This is a genomic window from Streptomyces zhaozhouensis (genome assembly GCF_900230195.1).
Lineage (GTDB): Bacteria > Actinomycetota > Actinomycetes > Streptomycetales > Streptomycetaceae > Streptomyces > Streptomyces zhaozhouensis.
In genome coordinates this window covers 528,190-546,769 of record NZ_OCNE01000002.1, presented here as the reverse complement: position 1 = coordinate 546,769, position 18,580 = coordinate 528,190, and the positions used below count along the sequence as shown (strand labels likewise).

The 18,580-nt window shown below is 71.9% G+C and carries 18 protein-coding genes; 15 read left to right on the top strand and 3 right to left on the bottom strand.

Features of this window, described 5'->3' with window-relative positions; all coding sequences use genetic code 11:
* Positions 1-18 precede the first annotated feature (18 nt).
* The 13 genes from CRP51_RS05595 (at position 19) to CRP51_RS28725 (ending at position 14,169) form a co-directional block, all read left to right on the top strand.
* The gene (locus tag CRP51_RS05595) at positions 19-942 is read left to right on the top strand and encodes an ABC transporter permease (protein ID WP_097229836.1); all 924 of its coding nucleotides are present in this window, start codon (positions 19-21) and stop codon (positions 940-942) included.
* On the top strand, positions 935-1,894 hold the full coding sequence (locus tag CRP51_RS05590; RefSeq protein WP_097229835.1) for an ABC transporter permease: 960 nt from the start codon (positions 935-937) through the stop codon (positions 1,892-1,894). The genes CRP51_RS05595 and CRP51_RS05590 overlap by 8 nt, the downstream gene beginning before the upstream one ends.
* A 22-nt stretch (positions 1,895-1,916) precedes the next feature.
* Entirely contained in the window at positions 1,917-2,894 is a 978-nt protein-coding gene (locus tag CRP51_RS05585) for an ABC transporter ATP-binding protein (RefSeq protein ID WP_097229834.1), read from the top strand.
* Complete coding sequence (locus CRP51_RS05580) at positions 2,887-3,924, top strand: ABC transporter ATP-binding protein (protein WP_097229833.1); 1,038 nt, start codon at positions 2,887-2,889, stop codon at positions 3,922-3,924. The genes CRP51_RS05585 and CRP51_RS05580 overlap by 8 nt, the downstream gene beginning before the upstream one ends.
* A gap of 362 nt (positions 3,925-4,286) precedes the next feature.
* Positions 4,287-5,255, top strand: a complete 969-nt coding sequence (locus CRP51_RS05575; RefSeq protein WP_245880379.1) for an ABC transporter permease — start codon at positions 4,287-4,289, stop codon at positions 5,253-5,255.
* Between the two features lie 24 nt (positions 5,256-5,279).
* Positions 5,280-7,100, top strand: a complete 1,821-nt coding sequence (locus CRP51_RS05570) for an ABC transporter substrate-binding protein (protein ID WP_097229832.1) — start codon at positions 5,280-5,282, stop codon at positions 7,098-7,100.
* An 82-nt stretch (positions 7,101-7,182) separates the two neighbouring features.
* Positions 7,183-8,160, top strand: coding sequence for an ABC transporter permease (locus CRP51_RS05565; protein ID WP_097229831.1), 978 nt, complete (start codon positions 7,183-7,185; stop codon positions 8,158-8,160).
* Between the two features lie 15 nt (positions 8,161-8,175).
* Positions 8,176-9,201 (top strand): ABC transporter ATP-binding protein, encoded by a 1,026-nt coding sequence (locus tag CRP51_RS05560; protein WP_097229830.1) that lies wholly within the window; start codon positions 8,176-8,178, stop codon positions 9,199-9,201.
* 70 nt (positions 9,202-9,271) lie between these two features.
* Positions 9,272-10,396 carry an ABC transporter ATP-binding protein gene (locus tag CRP51_RS05555; protein WP_097229829.1) on the top strand — a complete coding sequence of 375 codons (1,125 nt, stop codon included), beginning with the start codon at positions 9,272-9,274 and terminating at the stop codon, positions 10,394-10,396.
* A gap of 157 nt (positions 10,397-10,553) precedes the next feature.
* Positions 10,554-10,748, top strand: a complete 195-nt coding sequence (locus CRP51_RS05550) for a hypothetical protein (RefSeq protein WP_097229921.1) — start codon at positions 10,554-10,556, stop codon at positions 10,746-10,748.
* A gap of 78 nt (positions 10,749-10,826) precedes the next feature.
* Positions 10,827-11,696: an N-acetyl-1-D-myo-inositol-2-amino-2-deoxy-alpha-D-glucopyranoside deacetylase gene (gene mshB, locus CRP51_RS05545; protein ID WP_097229828.1), complete on the top strand. Its 870-nt coding sequence runs from the start codon at positions 10,827-10,829 to the stop codon at positions 11,694-11,696.
* Positions 11,693-12,058 (top strand): DUF6113 family protein, encoded by a 366-nt coding sequence (locus CRP51_RS05540; RefSeq protein WP_097229827.1) that lies wholly within the window; start codon positions 11,693-11,695, stop codon positions 12,056-12,058. The genes mshB and CRP51_RS05540 overlap by 4 nt, the downstream gene beginning before the upstream one ends.
* 278 nt (positions 12,059-12,336) lie before the next feature.
* On the top strand, positions 12,337-14,169 hold the full coding sequence (locus CRP51_RS28725) for a hypothetical protein (RefSeq protein ID WP_097229826.1): 1,833 nt from the start codon (positions 12,337-12,339) through the stop codon (positions 14,167-14,169).
* 41 nt (positions 14,170-14,210) lie between these two features.
* Here CRP51_RS28725 and CRP51_RS05530 read toward each other — a convergent pair whose 3' ends face one another.
* On the bottom strand, positions 14,211-15,203 hold the full coding sequence (locus tag CRP51_RS05530) for a GNAT family N-acetyltransferase (protein ID WP_097229825.1): 993 nt from the start codon (positions 15,201-15,203) through the stop codon (positions 14,211-14,213).
* Positions 15,204-15,326: 123 nt separating this feature from the next.
* Between CRP51_RS05530 and fdxA the strand changes: the two genes are divergently transcribed.
* Positions 15,327-15,653: a ferredoxin gene (gene fdxA / locus CRP51_RS05525; protein WP_097229824.1), complete on the top strand. Its 327-nt coding sequence runs from the start codon at positions 15,327-15,329 to the stop codon at positions 15,651-15,653.
* Between the two features lie 127 nt (positions 15,654-15,780).
* Positions 15,781-16,881 carry a succinyldiaminopimelate transaminase gene (dapC, locus tag CRP51_RS05520; RefSeq protein WP_097229823.1) on the top strand — a complete coding sequence of 367 codons (1,101 nt, stop codon included), beginning with the start codon at positions 15,781-15,783 and terminating at the stop codon, positions 16,879-16,881.
* Between the two features lie 66 nt (positions 16,882-16,947).
* Here the strand turns inward: dapC and CRP51_RS05515 are convergent, their stop codons facing one another.
* Entirely contained in the window at positions 16,948-17,223 is a 276-nt protein-coding gene (locus CRP51_RS05515; protein WP_097229822.1) for a hypothetical protein, read from the bottom strand.
* A gap of 361 nt (positions 17,224-17,584) precedes the next feature.
* A complete protein-coding gene (locus CRP51_RS05510; RefSeq protein WP_097229821.1) occupies positions 17,585-18,532 on the bottom strand; it encodes a VldE C-terminal domain-containing protein in 948 nt (315 codons plus the stop codon).
* Positions 18,533-18,580: the final 48 nt, after the last annotated feature.

The window sequence follows — 18,580 nt, the reverse complement described above, 5'->3', positions numbered from 1 at the left end:
CTCCCCACCGGAGGACCCATGGGACGTTACGTCATCCGGCGCCTGCTCCAGATGATCCCGGTCTTCGTCGGCGCCACCTTCCTGATCTTCCTGATGGTCTACGCCCTCGGCGACCCCGTCACCGCGCTCTTCGGCGAACGGGGCCCCGACCCGGCGACCGCCGCCGCGCTGCGCGAGCAGTTCAACCTCGACAAGCCCGTCTGGCAGCAGTACCTGCTGTACATGGGGAAGATCTTCACCGGCGACTTCGGGACGGCGTTCAACGGGGAGCCGGTGACCGACCTGATGGGCCGGGCCTTCCCGATCAGCGCGCGGCTGATGCTGGTGGCCCTGTTCTTCGAGATCCTGTTCGGCATCACCCTCGGTGTGATCACCGGGCTGCGCCGCGGCCGGTCGCTGGACACCTCGGTGCTGGTCCTGACGCTGGTGGTGATCGCCATCCCCACCTTCGTGCTCGGCACCACGCTCCAGTTCTTCCTGGGCGTCGAGTTCGGCTGGATCGACCCGGCCGTCAGCCCCGAGGGGCGGCTGGACGAGCTGATCGTGCCGGGGCTGATCCTCTCGCTGGTCTCGCTCGCCTACGTCACCCGGCTGACCAGGACCTCGGTGGCGGAGAACGTCCGCGCCGACTACGTGCGCACCGCCGTCGCCAAGGGCCTGCCGAGGCGGCGGGTGACCGTGCGGCACCTGCTGCGCAACTCGCTGATCCCGGTGGTCACCTACCTCGGCGCCGACATCGGCAACCTGATGGCCGGCGCCATCGTGACCGAGCGGATCTTCAACATCCAGGGCGTCGGCTACCAGCTCTTCCAGGGCATCCTGCGGCAGAACTCGCCCACGGTGGTCGGCTTCGTGGTGGTGCTGGTGCTGATCTTCCTCCTCGCCAACCTGCTGGTTGACCTGCTCTACGCCGTGCTCGACCCGAGGATTCGCTATGCCTGACCGCCGTTCCGACCGTTCCGACCGTTCGGACCCGCTGGGGGCCCAGCAGAGGGCGAGCGCCGACGCGCTGACCGTCGGCACCGCCGAGGAGGTGGAGGGCGCGCCGCGCGGGCTGTGGTCGGACGCCTGGCACGACCTGCGGCGAAACCCGATCTTCGTGGTCTCCGCGCTGCTGATCCTCTTCCTGGTGCTGATCTCGCTGTGGCCCTCGCTGATCGCCTCACGCAGCCCCGTCCACTGCGAGCTGGGGCGTTCCCTCGAAGGGCCGAGCGCCGGGCACTGGTTCGGCTTCGACACCCAGGGCTGCGACGTCTACACCCGCACGGTCTACGGGGCGCGCGCCTCGATCGCGGTCGGTGTCTGCGCCACGCTCGGGGTCGCGCTGCTGGGCGCGGTGGTCGGCGGCCTCGCCGGCTTCTTCGGCGGCTTCTGGGACACCCTGCTCTCCCGGGTCACCGACGTGTTCTTCGGGATCCCGATGGTGCTGGGGGCCATCGTCTTCCTGAGCATGATCACGCTGCGCGGGATCTGGCCGGTGGTGCTGGTGATCACCGCGCTCGGCTGGCCGCCGATCGCCCGCATCGCGCGCGGCGCGGTGATCACCGCCAAGCAGAACGACTACGTCCAGGCGGCCCGCGCGCTGGGCGCCGGCAACACCCGGCTGCTGCTGCGGCACATCATGCCCAACGCGATCGCCCCGGTCATCGTGATGGCCACCATCGTGCTCGGCACCTTCATCGCGCTGGAGGCCACCCTGAGCTTCCTCGGCGTCGGGCTGCGGCCGCCCACGGTCTCCTGGGGCGTGGACATCTCGGCGGCCTCGGACGGGATGCAGTTCCGCAACGCGCCGCACATCCTGCTCTACCCGGCCGCCGCGCTGAGCGTCGCGGTGCTGGCCTTCATCATGCTGGGCGACGCGGTCCGCGATGCCCTCGATCCCAGGCTCCGCTGAGGGACGAAGGGAAGGGAACGCGATGCTGCTCGAAGTGCGCGACCTGCGCGTGGAGTTCGAGACCAGGGACGGCCTGGTGCGGGCGGTCAACGGGGTGAGCTACACCGTCGAGGCCGGCCGGACGCTCGCGGTGCTGGGCGAGTCGGGCTCCGGCAAGTCCGTGACCGCGCAGGCGGTGATGGGGATCATCGACTCCCCGCCGGGCCGGATCGCCGGCGGCGAGGTCCTCTTCCAGGGCCGCGACCTGCTGACCATGCGCCCCGAGGAGCGGCGGCGGATCAGGGGCGACAAGATCGCGATGATCTTCCAGGACGCCCTCTCCGCGCTCAACCCGGTGCTGACGGTCGGCTACCAGCTCGGCGAGATGTTCCGGGTGCACCGGGGCGCGAGCCGGGCGGAGGCCAGGGCCAGGGCCGTCGAGCTGATGGACCGGGTGCGCATCCCGGCGGCCAAGGAGCGGGTCGACGACTACCCGCACCAGTTCTCCGGCGGGATGCGCCAGCGGATCATGATCGCCATGGCGCTGGCGCTCGAACCCGAGCTGATCATCGCCGACGAGCCGACGACCGCGCTGGACGTGACCGTGCAGGCCCAGGTGATGGATCTGCTCGACGAGTTGCAGCGTGAGTATCAGATGGGACTGATCCTGATCACCCACGATCTCGGCGTGGTCGCCGGGGTCGCCGACGAGATCGCCGTGATGTACGCGGGCCGGATCATCGAGACGGCCCCCGTGCGCGAGTTGTACAAGCGTCCGGCGCACCCGTACACCAAGGGCCTGCTGGAGTCGATCCCGCGCCTGGACCACAAGGGCGGCGAGCTGCGGGCGATCCGCGGCCTGCCGCCCAACCTCGCGCGCATCCCGTCCGGTTGCCCCTACCACCCGCGCTGCCCGCTGGCCAGGGACGTCTGCCGCGAGGACCCGGTGCCGCCGCTGTACGAGGTGGGCCCGGGGCGCGCCAGCGCCTGTCACTTCTGGAAGGAGACGATGGGTGAGTGACCCGCGTGAGCCCATCCTCGAAGTGCGCGACCTGGTCAAGCACTTCCCGTTGACCCAGGGCATCCTCTTCCGGCGGCAGATCGGCGCGGTCAAGGCCGTGGACGGGGTCAGCCTGCGCCTGTACCCCGGGGAGACGCTCGGCGTCGTGGGGGAGTCGGGCTGCGGCAAGTCGACGGTGGCCAAGCTGCTGATGAACCTGGAGCGGCCGACCTCGGGCGCCATCATGTACAAGGGCGAGGACATCTCGAAGCTCTCCGGGCGGGCGCTGCGCGCGGTGCGGCGGAACATCCAGATGGTCTTCCAGGACCCGTACACCTCGCTCAACCCCCGGATGACCGTGGGCGACATCATCGGGGAGCCGTTTCTGATCCATCCCGAGGTGGCGCCGAAGGGGGAGCGCAGGAAGCGGGTGCGGGAGCTGCTGGACGTGGTGGGGCTCAACCCCGAGTACATCAACCGCTATCCGCACCAGTTCTCCGGCGGTCAGCGGCAGCGCATCGGCATCGCGCGCGGGCTGGCGCTCAACCCGGAGATCATCGTGGCCGACGAGCCGGTCTCCGCACTGGACGTCTCGGTGCAGGCGCAGGTGATCAACCTGATGGAAAGGCTCCAGAACGAGTTCAACCTCTCCTACATGTTCATCGCACACGATCTCTCGATTGTTCGCCATATCTCCGACCGTGTGGGCGTGATGTATCTGGGGCGTGTGGTGGAGATCGGAACCGAGGAGGAAATCTACCGGTATCCGACGCATCCCTACACGCAGGCGCTGCTCTCCGCGGTTCCGGTGCCCGATCCGGTCGCCAGCGAACGAAGGGAACGCATCATTCTGGCCGGAGATGTGCCTTCCCCGGCCAATCCCCCCTCCGGGTGCCATTTTCGGACCCGTTGCTGGAAGGCTCAGCCGCTGTGTGCCGAGGTCGACCCGGAGTTGGTCGTTCCCGGCCATCTGCGGGAGGCGGGGCTGCCGGTCGCCCATCCGTCGGCCTGCCACTTCGCCGGGCAGAAGCCGGAGGTGACGGCCGGTTAGGCCGGTCCTCCTCCGGCGCCGCGAGCGGGAACCGGGGCGGCGTGGCGCAGGCCGCGCCGCCCCGGTCACGGCACCCGCACGGCCGTACCGCCTCAGTCTGGGAGGCGCGGATATCCCTGTAGGGTCGGGGGCGTTGCCGCCTTGTTAACGGGAACCCTCCAGGGCGCGCCCCCCTTGTCCGTACATTTCTGGTCCCCCGAGATCACGTCAAGCGCGAAGCGGTGTCAGTTCTTCGGCACTTCGCTTACTAATCGCCTTTCAAAGGTGTGTACCTCTGTTATCCCTTGACGGGTAACTCGCGCCCTTGCCAAAGTCGCGATCTACACGCATCGCACGCGAGAGCGCCATCGGGGGGCCATCTGATGTCCAGCGATACCCAGGTCGCCGCCGAACTGGTGGGCCGTTCCCCTGGGCAGCTGATGTGGCGCCGTTTCCGTCGTGACCGGGTGGGCGTCGTGTCCGGCTGCGTCGTGCTCTTCTTCTTCGCCGTCGGACTGCTCGCGCCGGTGATCTCCTGGCTGTACGGAAAGGACCCGCAAACCCGCTACGGCCAGATCGAGCCGGGGCTGCTCAACGAGTTCGGCTATCCGGTCAAGCCCAACGGCGGGATCGACGGCGAGTTCTGGTTCGGGCTCGAACCCTTCATGGGCCGCGACGTCCTCACGCAGCTGGTCTACGGCATCCGCACCTCGCTGTTCATCGCGCTGGCCGTCACGGTGCTCGCCACGTTGACCGCGATCGTCCTCGGCATCACCGCCGGCTACCTCGGCGGCAAGGCGGACTTCCTGATCAGCCGGTTCATCGACCTGCTGATGGCCTTCCCCAACCAGCTGTTCTTCGTGGCGTTCCTGCCCATCGTGGCGACCCTGTTCGTCGACCCACGCGAGGAGACACCGACCTATGTGCGGGTGGTCTCCATCATCGTGGTGCTCTGGGTGCTCGGCTGGATGACCCTCGGACGCATCCTGCGCGGCGCCACGCTGGCGCTGCGCGAACGGGAGTTCGTCGAGGCGGCCAAGGTGAGCGGCGCCTCGCCCTGGCGGATCATCCGCAAGGAGCTGCTGCCCAACGTGGTCTCGCCGATGCTGGTGCAGGCCACCTACATGTTGCCCAACTTCGTGACCACGGCCGCCGCGCTGTCCTTCCTCGGCGTCGGGCTGGTGGAACCGACCCCCGACTGGGGGCGGATGTTCGCGATCGGCGCCGAGGTCTACCGCGCCGACCTCACCTACATGTTCTTCCCCGGCGTGGCGATGGTGGTCTTCGTGGTCGCCTTCAACCTGCTGGGGGACTCGGTGCGCGACGCGTTCGACCCCAAGACCAACCGCTGACACTACGAACGGGCAGGTGCACCAATGAGCGAACGACCACAGCGGCGAGCGCGCCTGACGGGGGCGGCCGTCGCGCTGACCGGGGCGCTGCTGCTCAGCGCCTGCAGCAGCGGTGGCGGCGGCGGCCCCGAGGGCGAGGGCTCGGGCGGTGGCGGGACGGAGGGCGCCGAGACGCTGGAGGCGGTGACCTTCGCGGACGCCGAGGCGTCCACCGGGCCGGCCGAGGAGGTGCCGGACGCCACCCCGGGCGGCACGGTCTACGTGCTCCAGGAGACCTCGCCCGCCCATCTCGACCCGGCGCAGATCTACTCCGCGGCCGAGTCGAACATAGCCAAGCTGATGCACCGCGGCCTGACCGCCGTGCGCATGGACAACGAGGGCGAGTACTCGGTCGTCGGCGACCTGGCGACCGACTCGGGCACCCCGTCCGACGACGGCCGCACCTGGACGTACACGCTGAAGGACGACATCTACTTCAGCGACGGCTCGCCGATCACCTCGGCGGACGTGCGGCACAGCGTCGAGCGCACCTTCGCGCCGTTCCTCACCTACGGGCCGACGTTCCTCCAGCAGTGGCTGGCCAACACGGGCGGCGCCGAGTACCGCGAGCTGCTGCCCGAGGGGCCCTACGAGGGCGACCACCTGCCGGACAGCGTGCTGGAGACGCCGGACGACAGGACGGTCGTCTTCCACTTCGAGGAGCCGCAGGCCGACCTGCCCTACGCGCTGGCGATGGTCGGCTACGGGCTGGTCTCCGAGGAGGGCGACACCCGCGAGGCGTACGACCAGGAGCCGCTGGCCACCGGCCCGTACGTGATCGAGGAGTTCCGCCCCGACCGTTCGATGACCCTGGTGCGCAACGAGCACTGGGACCCGGCCACCGACCCGGCGCGCAACGCCTACCCGGACCGGTTCGAGATCACCTTCGGGCACACCACGGACGACTCCACCCAGCGGCTGATGGCGGACAACGGCGACGACCGCCAGGCCATCACGTTCAACAACGGCGTGGACCCGGGCAACGCGCCCGAGGTGTCGTCCAACGCCGAGTACCAGGAGCGGCTGGTCCAGGGCTACCAGCCGTTCGTCGCCACCATGGCGATCAACGCCGAGCGGGTCACCGACCTCAAGGTGCGCCAGGCCATCGCCCACGCGCTGCCGCTCAACGGCGTGCTCAACGCCTACGGCGGCGCGTTCGGCGGCGAGTACGCCGGCGGCCTGATCAGTCCGCTGCTGCCGGGCTACGAGGAGGGCTACGACCCCTACGGCAAGCTGGCCAACCCACAGGGCGACCCCGAGCGCGCCAGGGAGCTGCTGGAGGAGGCGGACGCGGTCGGCTACGAGCTGAACTACGTCCACCACACCGCCACCGAGGACGCGCGGGCCGCCGTGGCCGTCGAGGACGCGCTGGAGCAGGCCGGCTTCGTGGTCAACCGCAGCGAGGTGCCGCAGACCTCCTACTACGACACCATCGGGGTCGTCGACAACGGCTACGACATCTACCGCAGCAACTGGGGCCACGACTGGCTCTCCAGCGCCACGGTGATCCCGCCGCAGTTCGACGGCCGGCAGATCCAGGACGGGGCCAACAACTACAGCCACGTCGACGACGAGCGGATCAACTCGGAGATCGACCGGATCCGGCAGATCACCGACCCGGCCGAGGCCGCGACCGAGTGGTTCGGGCTGAACGAGTACATCGTCGAGGACGTGCTGACCCAGGTCCCGCTCTACTACTACAAGATGAACGTCCTGCATGGTTCGTTGATCGGCGGCGCCGACTTCAACGACGACCTCGGAACCGTGGACATGCATCGGATCTACGTCATCCAGGACGAGGGCTGACGGTCGTCAGGACGGGGGCGTCCGCCGCGCGCGGGCGCCCCCTCCGGACCCCGGCCGACCGAACCCAAAGGGCTGCTACCCGATGCTCCGATTCCTGCTGCGGCGATCGCTGGGCGCGATCGTCATCCTGCTGATCATCAGCGCGGTCACGTTCTTTCTCTTCTACGCGATCCCGCGCAACCCGGCCCTGCTGGCCTGCGGCAAGACCTGCACGCCCGACCAGCTGGCCATCGTCGAGGCGAACCTGGGCATCGACAAGCCGGTGCCGGTGCAGTACTGGGAGTACATGGTCGGCATCTTCACCGGCCGTGACTACCCGATCGGCCACTGCCCCGCGCCGTGCCTGGGCTACTCGTTCACCGACAACCGCCCGGTGCTGGAGACCATCCTGGACCGGCTGCCCACCACCCTCTCGCTCGCCGTCGGCGGCGCGGTGGTCTTCCTGGTGGTCGGCCTCGCGATGGGGATGCTCGCCGCCTGGCGGCGCGGCACGCTGCTGGACAAGTCGCTCAGCTCCGCCTCGCTGGTGCTCGGCTCGATGCAGATCTACTTCCTCGGCCCGCTCGCCCTGGCGCTGCTGGTCCACAACAACCAGGTCTTCAGCCAGCCGAAGTACGAGCCGTTCACCGAGGACCCGACGGCCTGGTTCGGCGGGCTGCTGCTGCCCTGGCTGGTGCTGGCGACCATCTTCACGGCCAACTACACCAGGATGTCCAGGGCCACGCTGATCGAGCAGCTGCGCGAGGACCACGTGCGCACCGCGAAGGCCAAGGGCATGTCGCGGTCGACCGTCTTCTTCCGCTACGCCTGGCGCGGCTCGCTGATCCCGATCGTCACCATCTTCGGCATCGACCTCGGCTCGCTCTTCGGCGGGGCGATGATCACCGAGTTCACCTTCAACCTGCCGGGCCTGGGACGGCTCGCCGTGGACTCGGTCACCAAGTCCAACCTGCCGATGCTCATGGGCGTGATGCTCTTCGCCGCGACGATGATCGTGCTGTTCAACATCCTCGTGGACGCCTGTTACGCCTTGATCGACCCGCGGGTGCGGCTTGCCTAGGAGCGCTGACCACTCATGACCACCAACAGCCCCTTCCTGACCGTGGACGATCTGCGGGTCCACTTCTCCACCGAGGACGGCACCGTCAAGGCCGTCGACGGCCTCTCCTTCGAGGTGGCCCGCGGCCGGACCCTGGGCATCGTCGGGGAGTCGGGGTCGGGCAAGTCCGTCGCCACCCAGGCCATCCTCGGCCTGCACAGCCGCGAGACGGCCGCCGTCTCCGGCCGGATCACCCTGGACGGCGCCGAGTTGACCGGGGCGCCCGAGCGCGTCCTGGAACGGCTGCGCGGCAACACCGCCGCCATGGTCTTCCAGGACCCGCTCACCGCGCTCTCCCCCTACTACACCGTGGGCCGGCAGATCGCCGAGCCCTACCGCAAGCACCGCGGCGCCTCCCGCCGCGCGGCGCGGGAGCGGGCGATCGAGATGCTGGCCAAGGTCGGCATCCCGAACCCGGCGCGACGCGTGGACGACTACCCCCACCAGTTCTCCGGCGGGATGCGGCAGCGGGTCATGATCGCCATGGCCCTGGTCTGCGACCCCGACCTGCTGATCGCCGACGAGCCGACCACCGCGCTCGACGTCACCGTGCAGGCCCAGATCCTGGACCTGCTGATGGAGCTCCAGGAGGAGTTCGGCTCGGCGATCATCATGATCACCCACGACCTGGGGGTGATCGCCGGCGTCGCCGACGACGTGCTGGTGATGTACGGCGGTCGGGCCGTGGAGCGCGGCACCGTGCGCGAGGTGCTGGCCGCGCCCCGACACCCCTACACCTGGGGGCTGTTGACCTCCATGCCCCGGCTGACCGCCGACGTCGACAAGGAGCTGGTGCCCATCGCCGGCTCCCCGCCCAGCCTGCTCACCCCGCCGCCCGGCTGCCCGTTCGCGCCGCGCTGCGCCTTCGTCGACGAGGTCGGCGACGGACGCTGCGCCGCGGAACGGCCGGCGCTGCCCGAGGGGCGCGGCGCCGCCTGCCACCTCACCGAGGAGCAGCAGCGGACGTTCTACGGCGAGCGGATCAGGCCCCGGCTCGCGTAGCGCGCGGGTCCCGCCGGGACGCGACGCGGCACCGTGACGCCCGTGAGACACGTGAGGTAAGGACAGCAGGATGACCACTGCCAGCACAGCACACGAGGGGCCGGCCGGGCCGGAGGAGGGGACCGGGGCGGCCGGGGAGACCCCGCCCGCGCTGATGACCGCGGAGGGGCTGACCAAGTACTTCCCGATCAAGGGCGGCTTCCCGTTCAAGCGGACGGTCGGCGCGGTCAAGGCGGTGGACGGGCTCGACCTCGTCGTCCGCGAGGGCGAGAGCTTCGGCCTGGTGGGCGAGTCGGGCTGCGGCAAGTCCACCACCGGGCGGCTGCTGGCCCGGCTGCTGGAGCCGACGGCCGGCACCATCACCTACCGCGACCAGGACATCAGCCACGCCGGCCGCAAGGAGCTGGCGCCCATCAGGTCCGAGATCCAGATGATCTTCCAGGACCCCTACTCCTCGCTCAACCCGCGTCAGACCGTGGGCAGCATCGTGGGCGCCCCCCTGGAGATCAACCGCGTCAACCCGCCCGGCGGCCGGGAGGCCAGGGTCCGCGAGCTGATGGACACCGTCGGCCTCAACCCGGAGCACTACAACCGCTTCCCGCACGAGTTCTCCGGCGGCCAGCGCCAACGCATAGGCGTCGCCAGGGCGCTGGCACTCGAACCCCGGCTGATCATCGCCGACGAGCCGGTCTCGGCCCTCGACGTCTCCATCCAGGCGCAGGTGATCAACCTGCTCCGCCGGGTGCAGCGGGAGCACGGCATCGCGTTCCTCTTCATCGCCCACGACCTCGCCGTGGTGCGGCACTTCTCGCAGCGGATCGCGGTGATGTACCTAGGCAAGATCGTCGAGGTCGGCGACCGCCGGGCGATCTACGAGCGGCCGCGCCACCCCTACACCCACGCGCTGCTGTCCGCCGTCCCCGAGGCCGAGCTGGAGCTGGCCGAGGCCGAGGACCCGGAGGCCGGCGCGGACGCCCCGAAGGAGCGAACCGCGCGCCGTGAGCGCATCCGCCTGGAGGGGGACGTCCCCTCGCCGAGCGACCCGCCCTCCGGATGCCGCTTCCGCACCCGCTGCTGGAAGGCGCAGGACCGCTGCGCCACCGAGGAGCCGCCGCTGGTGCGCATCGAGGGCAACGCGGAGGGGCACATGACCGCCTGTCATTTTCCGGAGGCAGGTACCGTTCTGCTCGAATGAGCCGGGGGCGTGCGCCCCTGGTCTGCTCCCGTGCACCGCGCCGTGCGGCTCTGACGGGCCGTTATGATCCGTGGCGCACGGCGGGAAGCCGGGCCCCTCGCCGGGTGGTCCTCCCACCGTGTCTGTACAAGGCACGAGTCACTGGAGGGTGATCCTGGTGGGCCTCACCATCTCAGCTTCCCTGCTGTTGCTGATCATCGTCTTTCTGCTGGTCAGAAAGGCAGGGCTCAAGGTCCTGCACGCGATCGTCTGCGTGCTTCTCGGCTTCTATCTCGCCAGTTCGAACATGGCCCCCACCATCGACAACTTCAGCAACAGCATCGGGGAGATGATCAACTCCCTGAGCTTCTGACCGTGACCGGCTTCTGACCGTGACCGGCTTCTGACCGTGACCGCGATGGCCGCCCGGGGGGCGACGTAGGCTGCCCCCATGAGTTCCGGCCGCCCCGGGGTGCTGCTGGTGCACGCGCACCCCGACGACGAATCGATCACCAACGGCGTGACCATGGCCGCCTGCGTCGAGGCGGGGGCCAGGGTCACGCTGGTCACCTGCACGCTGGGCGAGGAGGGCGAGGTCATCGGCGCCGCCCTGCGCCACCTGGCCGCCGACCGGGACGACGCGCTCGGCCCGTACCGCGCCCGGGAGCTGGCCTCGGCCGCCGCCGCCCTCGGCGTCACCGACCACCGGCTGCTCGGCGGCGAGGGACGCTACCGCGACTCCGGGATGAGCGGGCTGCCGAGCAACGACAGGCCGAACGCCTTCTGCCGCGCCGACCTGGACGAGGCCGCCGGGGCGCTCGTCGAGATCATCGTCGAGACCCGACCCCGGGTGGTGCTCACCTACGACCCCGAGGGCGGCTACGGCCACCCCGACCACATCCAGGCCCACCGCGTCGCCATGCGCGCCGTCGAGCTGGCCGCCCCCCGCCACCGGGTGGAACGCGTGCTGTGGCACTGCCTCCCGCACGGCGAGGTGGAGCGCGGGCTGGACCGGCTGCGCCGCGAGGGCCCCGGCCGTTTCCCCGCCGTCGCCACCGCCGCCGACCTGCCGGGCGTGGTCCCGGACGCCGAGGCGGTGCTCGCCGTCCGCGGCAGCGAGGCGGGGTACGCCGCCAAGCGCGCCGCGATGGCCGCCCACGCCACCCAGATCGAGGTCGAGGGGGAGACCTTCGCGCTCTCCAACGGGCTGGCCCAACCGCTGTGGCGTACCGAGTACTTCACCCTCGGCCACGGACAGCCCCCGCCGCCGGGCGCGGTGGACGACGTCTTCGCCGGCCTCCCCGCCGAGGAGGCGCCGTGAGGATCGCCGCCCACGCCGGTCTCGGCGTGCTGGGCTTCGTCGCGGGAGTCGCCGGCTCGCTGGTGCAGGGCGGCTGGTTCCCGTTCGGCGTGCTGCTGGCGCTCGCCGGCTGCGCCGGCCTCTTCTGGGGCGGCGCGCTGCTCACCCGCAGCCGGATCGGCGCGGCCTCGCCGGCCGGCGGCTGGGTGCTGTCCGTGCTGGTGCTCACCGTGACCAGGCCGCAGGGCGACTTCGTCTACGCGGCGGGCGCCGGAAGCTATGTGTACCTCCTCGGTGGGATGACGGTCGCCGTGGTGTGCGCCACTCTCGCCCCCGGCGAACGCCCGCTCTTCGCCGTGCCACAGGGCGGAACCGGCCGGTAACGCCCCTGCTGAGAGCGGGTGTCGGGGTGGGGCACTGATGTGCTGATCCTGTGCGGGCGGCATCCCGCCTCGCCGACCCCAGTATCGTGGGGCCAGCCGCCGCTGCCCGGACGCGTTCCGGGGCGGCTGGTGAAGCCCAACCGGGAGATCCTGCCTTGAGTCGAGAAACTGACAATTCCCCCAACAACCGGGGTTGGGGTGACCCCCAGCGGAACGAGGGGGAAGCAGCGGCCCGTCCGGGTCCTCCGTCGGCGGAGGAGAAGAAGACCGAGACCACGATGACGACCCGTGCGCGGATCAACATCCCTGGCTCCCGGCCCATTCCGCCGATCGTGGTGCGCGAGACCGTCGACGAGGAGGCCGCGCGCTCCGCGCCCCCGCCGCTGCCGACCCGGACCCCCAAGCCGCCGCCGGGCGCCCGCACCGAGGGCAAGAGCCAGGGCGACGCCACGGGCGGGGACTCCGGCAAGAAGACCAGCTCCTGGTTCGAGCCGCGCAAGTCGCCGCCGAAGACCGGCGCGATGCCGCAGGTCGGCGCCGAGGAGCCGGGCCGGGGCGAGCCGCCCCACGAGCCGGCCGGCCACGACGCCCCCCGCGCCGGCGGCCACCCGCCGCTGGCCGACACCCCGCCCGACGGGATGCCGGGTGTGGGCGGTGAACGGGCCGCCGCCTCCGACTGGTTCCCCGGCGGACGCGACGAGCCGCCGCCCGTCAGCCCCCAGGGTCCGCTGCCGGTCCGTCCCACCGGGCCCACCACGGGACCGGCCACGGGACCGATGAGCGTGCCGCCGGCGCCCACGCCGATGGGCGACGACCGTCCGCCCACCATCCCGCCGCAGGGCCCGGCGCCCACCCCCCAGGGCCCGATCCCGACCCTGGACTCCGGCGGTCCCGCGCCGCGTCCTGGCGGCAGGCCGCCCGAGGACGACCCGAGCGGCACCACCATGGACCTCGGCGGTCCCTTCCCGCCGGCCCCGCCGCCCGGCGTCCACGACGGCGACCCCGCCGCCACCGGCCCGATGCCGCGCCCCGACTTCGACGACGACACCGGCGCCGTCCCCGCCGTGCCGCCGCCGGGCCCGCGCCCACCGGCGGACGAGGAGCCGCCGCCGCCCGCGGCGCCCGCCGCGGCCAAGCCGGCGCCGCGCGGCCGTTCCAAGCTCAAGCTGCTGGTCGTCGCGCTGGTCGGCCTCGGCGTCGTCGCCTACGGCGCCGGCCTCTTCCTCAACCAGGACGACGTGCCCAAGGGCACCGAGACGCTGGGCGTCGACATCGGCGGGATGTCGACCGAGGAGGCGCACGCCGCACTCGACGAGCGGCTTGACGCGGCCAACAACGAGCCGCTGATCCTGGTCGTCGACGGGCAGGAGATCGAGCTCAAGCCCAGCGTCGCCGGCCTCGCCGTCGACGCCGAGGCCACCGCCCGGGAGGCGTCCGGCACCGACTACAGCCCGGTCGCCGTGATCGGTTCGCTCTTCGGCGGCACCAGGGAGGCCGACGCGGTCTTCTCCGTCGACCGCGAGAAGCTCACCGTCGCCCTCCAGGAGCGCACCGCCGAGGCCGGCGGCGCGGGCCCCGTGGACGGTACCGTCGTCTTCGAGAACGGCCAGGCGATCGGCCGCGCCGGCCAGCCCGGCGCCGCCATCGACCCGGTCGCCGCCGGCGACGCCGTCGAGGCCGCGTTCCGCGAGCGCGCCGCGGGCGGGGAGAACGCGCCGGTCGAACTCCCCGTCGCCGAACGGGACCCGCTGGTCGGCGAGGAGCAGGTCCAGCAGGCGCTGGAGGAGTTCGGCGAGCCGGCGATGTCCGGCTGGGTGTGGCTGGTGGCCGCCGACCGCGAGCTCCCGATCAGCCAGCAGACGCTCAGCGGGATCCTCACCATGGAGCCGAGCGACCAGGGCAACCTCCAGCCGGTGCTCGACCCCGACGGCCTCGCCGAGCTGTACGGCACCACGTTCGACGGGGTGATGATCGACGCCGGCAGCGGCCTCGTCGAGATGACCCCGGAGCACGCGGCCGCCGCGCTGATCCCGGCGCTGCGGGAGACCGCCACCGTCGACGAGGGGCCGGGACGCAGGGTCGCCGAGGTCGAGGGCGCCACCCTCGGCTGACCGCACCGCACCGCACCGCCGCACCGGGCGGCGCCCCCCGCTCAGTCGGAGGGCGCCGCCCGGTAGTGGTAGCGGTGGTGTTCGGCGAAGCCGAGCCGCTCGTAGAGCGCGCCGGCCGCCGTGTTCTCCGGCGTCACCTGGAGCCAGCCGGCCGAGGCGCCCTCGGCCAGCGCCGCCCTGGCCAACTCCGCCATCAGCGCCGTCCCCAGCCCCCGCCGCCGGTGCGCCGGCGCCACGTCGATCGCGCCGAAGCCGGCCCACCGCCCGTCCACCACGCAGCGCCCCACGGCGAGGGGCGGCTCGCCCGCCCCGCCCGCGACCTCCGCGAGCAGCACCGAGGGACCCGCGGCCAACACCCGCCGCGCCACCGCCGGATCGCGCCCCGCCGACGGGCTGCCGGCGAGCCAGCGCCCGGTCAGCTCCCGGCCGACCGTCACCCGGCCGTCCGGCTCCCGGTCGGCCAGCGGCGCCAACGCCCCCACCCGCAGGACCGCGAACCCCACGGGGCGCCAGCCCCGCGCGTCCAACGCGGCCACCAGCCGCTCGTCCCCGTCGCCGCCGCCCGTCGCCACCTGCACCAGCGGCGGCAGCCCGCGCGCCGCGTACCAGGCCACCACGCGGTCGAGTTCGGGGTCGGCGGGGCCGAGGCGGACCGCCGAGTTGGCCCGCCGCGTCCAACCGCCGGCGGCCCGCAGCAGCCAGTCGCCGACCCGTTCCGTCTCGGGCGCCGGCCAGGCGCGCGTCGAGACCCGCGTCAACTCCGCGACGGAGGCCGCCGGCACGCCCCGCCTGCGCGCCGGCGCGGGCGGCACCACCTTCCCCGCGACCAGCGCCGACTCCGCCAGGCTCGCCGTCTCCCCGGACCGTCGGGTCAACGTCAGCACCCCGTCCGTCCACGAAGTGAGAATCCCCAGGGTGTCGGTGAACCGCGCCGCGCCCTCGCCGGCACCCGTCTCCGTGCGTACCGAGACGCGTTTGCCCACGTCATCAGGGGTGATCCGAACCTCAAGTCGGGCCCCGGCAGTGAATTCCATCCCGCTAGCCAACCCCTCAGGTGTGCGCATGGCTCCGCAACGGCGATACTAGGTCGGAGCATCAGCGACACCGCGCCCACGTGCGCCGGCGGAGCCACCGCCACGACGAGGAGGACTGACAGCGTGACCTACGTGATCGCCGAGCCCTGTGTGGATCTCAAGGACAAGGCATGTATCGAGGAGTGCCCCGTCGACTGCATCTACGAGGGGCAGCGCGCTCTCTACATCCACCCCGACGAGTGCGTGGACTGCGGAGCCTGTGAGCCCGTCTGCCCGGTCGAGGCCATCTTCTACGAGGATGACACCCCGGAGGAGTGGAAGGACTACTACAAGGCCAACGTCGAGTTCTTCGAGGAGCTCGGCTCCCCCGGCGGTGCCAGCAAGCTCGGCCTGATCGAGCGCGACCACCCGCTGGTCGCCGCCCTGCCGCCGCAGAGCCACGACGAGTGAGCGGAACGGCCTCGGCGGGTCCGGGGCCGTTCCCCTCCGCCGGCAGCGGCCGCGACGCCCGTGGCAGCCGCGGTACCGGCGGCAGCCGTAGCAGCAACCGCAGTCACGTCACCGAGGAGTGCCACCCGTGCCGTCCGCCGTCTCCGCCCGACTGCCGGTCTTTCCCTGGGACCGGCTGGAGCCCTACAAGGCCACCGCCTCGGCGCACCCGGACGGCATCGTGGACCTCTCCGTCGGCACCCCGGTCGACCCCGTTCCCGAGCTGGTCCAACGCGCCCTCGCCGAGGCCGCGGACAGCCCCGGGTACCCGACGGTCTGGGGCACCCCGGCGCTGCGGGACGCCCTCGTCGCGTGGGTGACCGGCCGCACCGGCGCCGTCGGTCTCGAACACCGGGGCGTGCTCCCGGTGATCGGCTCCAAGGAGCTGGTCGCCGCCGTGCCCGGCCAGCTGGGCCTCGGCCCCGGTGACCGGGTCGCCTACCCCGAGCCGGCCTACCCGACCTACGAGGTCGGCGCCCGCCTCGCCCGCGCCGAGCCCGTGCCCTACCGCGGCTCACCCACCGAGCTCGACCCGGCCGGCCTGCGGCTGCTCTGGCTCAACTCCCCGGCCAACCCGACGGGTCGGGTGCTCGACGTCGCCGAGCTGCGCGCGATCGTCGCCTGGGCGCGCGAGCACGGCGTGCTGGTCCTCAGCGACGAGTGCTACCTGGAGCTGGGCTGGGAGGCCGAGCCGGTCTCCGTGCTCCACCCGGACGTGTGCGGCGACAGCCACGAGGGCCTGGTCGCGGTGCACTCCCTCTCCAAGCGCTCCAACCTCGCCGGCTACCGCGCGGCCTTCCTGGCCGGCGACCCGGCGGTCATCGGGGAGCTGCTCGGCGTCCGCAAGCACTCCGGCATGATGCTCCCCGCTCCCGTGCAGGCCGCGATGGCCGTCGCGCTCGGCGACCGGGAGCACGTGACCGAGCAGCGCGCCCGTTACGCCGCCCGCCGCGCGGCGCTCCGCTCGGCGCTGACCGCGCGCGGCTTCACCATCGCGCACAGCGAGGCGTCGCTCTACCTGTGGGCCACCCGCGACGAGCCCTGCTGGGACACCGTCGCCGAGCTGAGCAAGCTGGGCATCCTGGTGGCGCCCGGCGACTTCTACGGCGCCGCCGGCGACCGCTTCGTGCGGGTCGCCTTCACCGCCACCGACGAGCGCGTCGCCAGCGCCGTGGCCCGCCTGTCCTGACCACGCGCACGCGGGAGGGGGCCGCCGCGCCGGCGACCCCCTCCCGCGTTCCGCTGTCGAGTCCGCTCAGCGAGCGGTCACCCCGCCGAGCAGCGCGCCGCCGGCCCTCGCGCCCTCCTGGAGGTGCGGCGCGACATCCGCGCCGGCCTCGTTCACCACGCCCACGGCCGACCGGCCCAGGCCGTTGACCGTGTCCCCGACCATGTCGGCCTGCTCGGTGTCGGACGAGAGGTTGGCCAGCGGCGCGGCCTGGGCCACCGCCGCGGTGCCCAACAGGCCGGCGGCGCCGGCGGCTCCGCAGAGGGCGGCCCGGACCAGGGTCTTGCGAACGGGGTGCGACATGGCTTCTCTCCTCGTGGTGGACGTCGGGAGCACGGTGTGTCCCCCGTGCCTATCGGCCACCGGCCGCCTCGGGTTGCGGCCCGCCCGGGTAAAGAATCGGTAATACGCCGGCCGGCCGACGTCCCGCCTGGCGTTCCCCAACCACACCGGGGTGGCGTCCCGTTGGACGAGGGGAAGGTGTTTCGCGGAGATCTCGGGTGCTGTTCGCGAAGGAATTCGGGGGAAACGGGAAACGTGTGCGCCGACCGCGCGGGCAAAAGCCTTGAAGGGTAAGGGAGTTGCTCTCGCGAGGTCTTCCGGCGCGAAAGTCGGCGCGGCCGCCGGCGCTTTCCGCGAAGGTGTGGCGAACGTATTCGACCGGTCACTCCGTGCTGGGGATCAGCGAAATCCGCACGGTTTCGAGTGAATTCCCCCCGGAGTCACCGGAATCCCCGGATGCCCCGGAATCGGCCGCGTTCCCCTCGGCCGTCCGCCAGCCCTCGTCCGAGCGTGCCGAGAGCCAGCGCCGCCCGTCGTGGACGACCTCGGCGACCCCCAGCGTCCCCGCCTGGGCGACCAGCCAGTGCGACAGCTCCCACCCGGGGGAGCCGTCCGCCTCGCCCCCCGCCGGCTCCAGCGTCACGGTCAACTCGAAGCCGTCGCCGTCCCGCGGTTCCACGGAGGCGCGGCCGTTGAACTCCTCCTCCAGCCGCTCCCGCAACAGCTCGGGGTCGGCGGGCGTCGGGTCGTTGTCGGTGACACAGGTGAACGCCGCGGGTGCCCGACCGGTCAACGGACCCGAGAGCAGCGTGGCGTTGCCCTCGTGCTTGGCGTACTCGTCGGGGAAGGCGCTGCGCTGCACCTCCTGCGCCGCCACGGTCAACTCCAGCTCCTCGTACGCGGGGATCTCCAACAGCTTCGTGTAGAAGGCGTTGGCGGCGTACACCGGGTCCCGCACCTGCTGTTCGTCGCCCCAGCCCATCGAGGGGCGCTGCTGGAAGAGACCCAGCGAGTCGAGGTGGCCGTGGTCGAGATTGCGCAGGCTGGACTCCTGCATCGCGGTCGCCAGGGCTATCGTCACCGCCCGTTCCGGCAGCCCGCGCGAGTTCCCGACGGCGGCGATGGTGGCCGCGTTGGCCGCCTGCGCCGGGGTGAGGGAGTGCGGTCCGTCCTCAGGATCCGCGCCCCGCGCCTCGCAGTGCGGCCTGGCGCGACTGCCCGACTCGTACTGGACGACGGCGTAGGCGGCGATGCCGGCCAGCGCCAGGATCGCGGAGGCGCCGCGCAGCAGACGGCGCCGGCGTCGTGAAGTGGTCGTCCGTTCGGGCACGCGATGAGAGTAACGGCTGTCCCTCGGTGACCGTTCGGCGCGGGTACC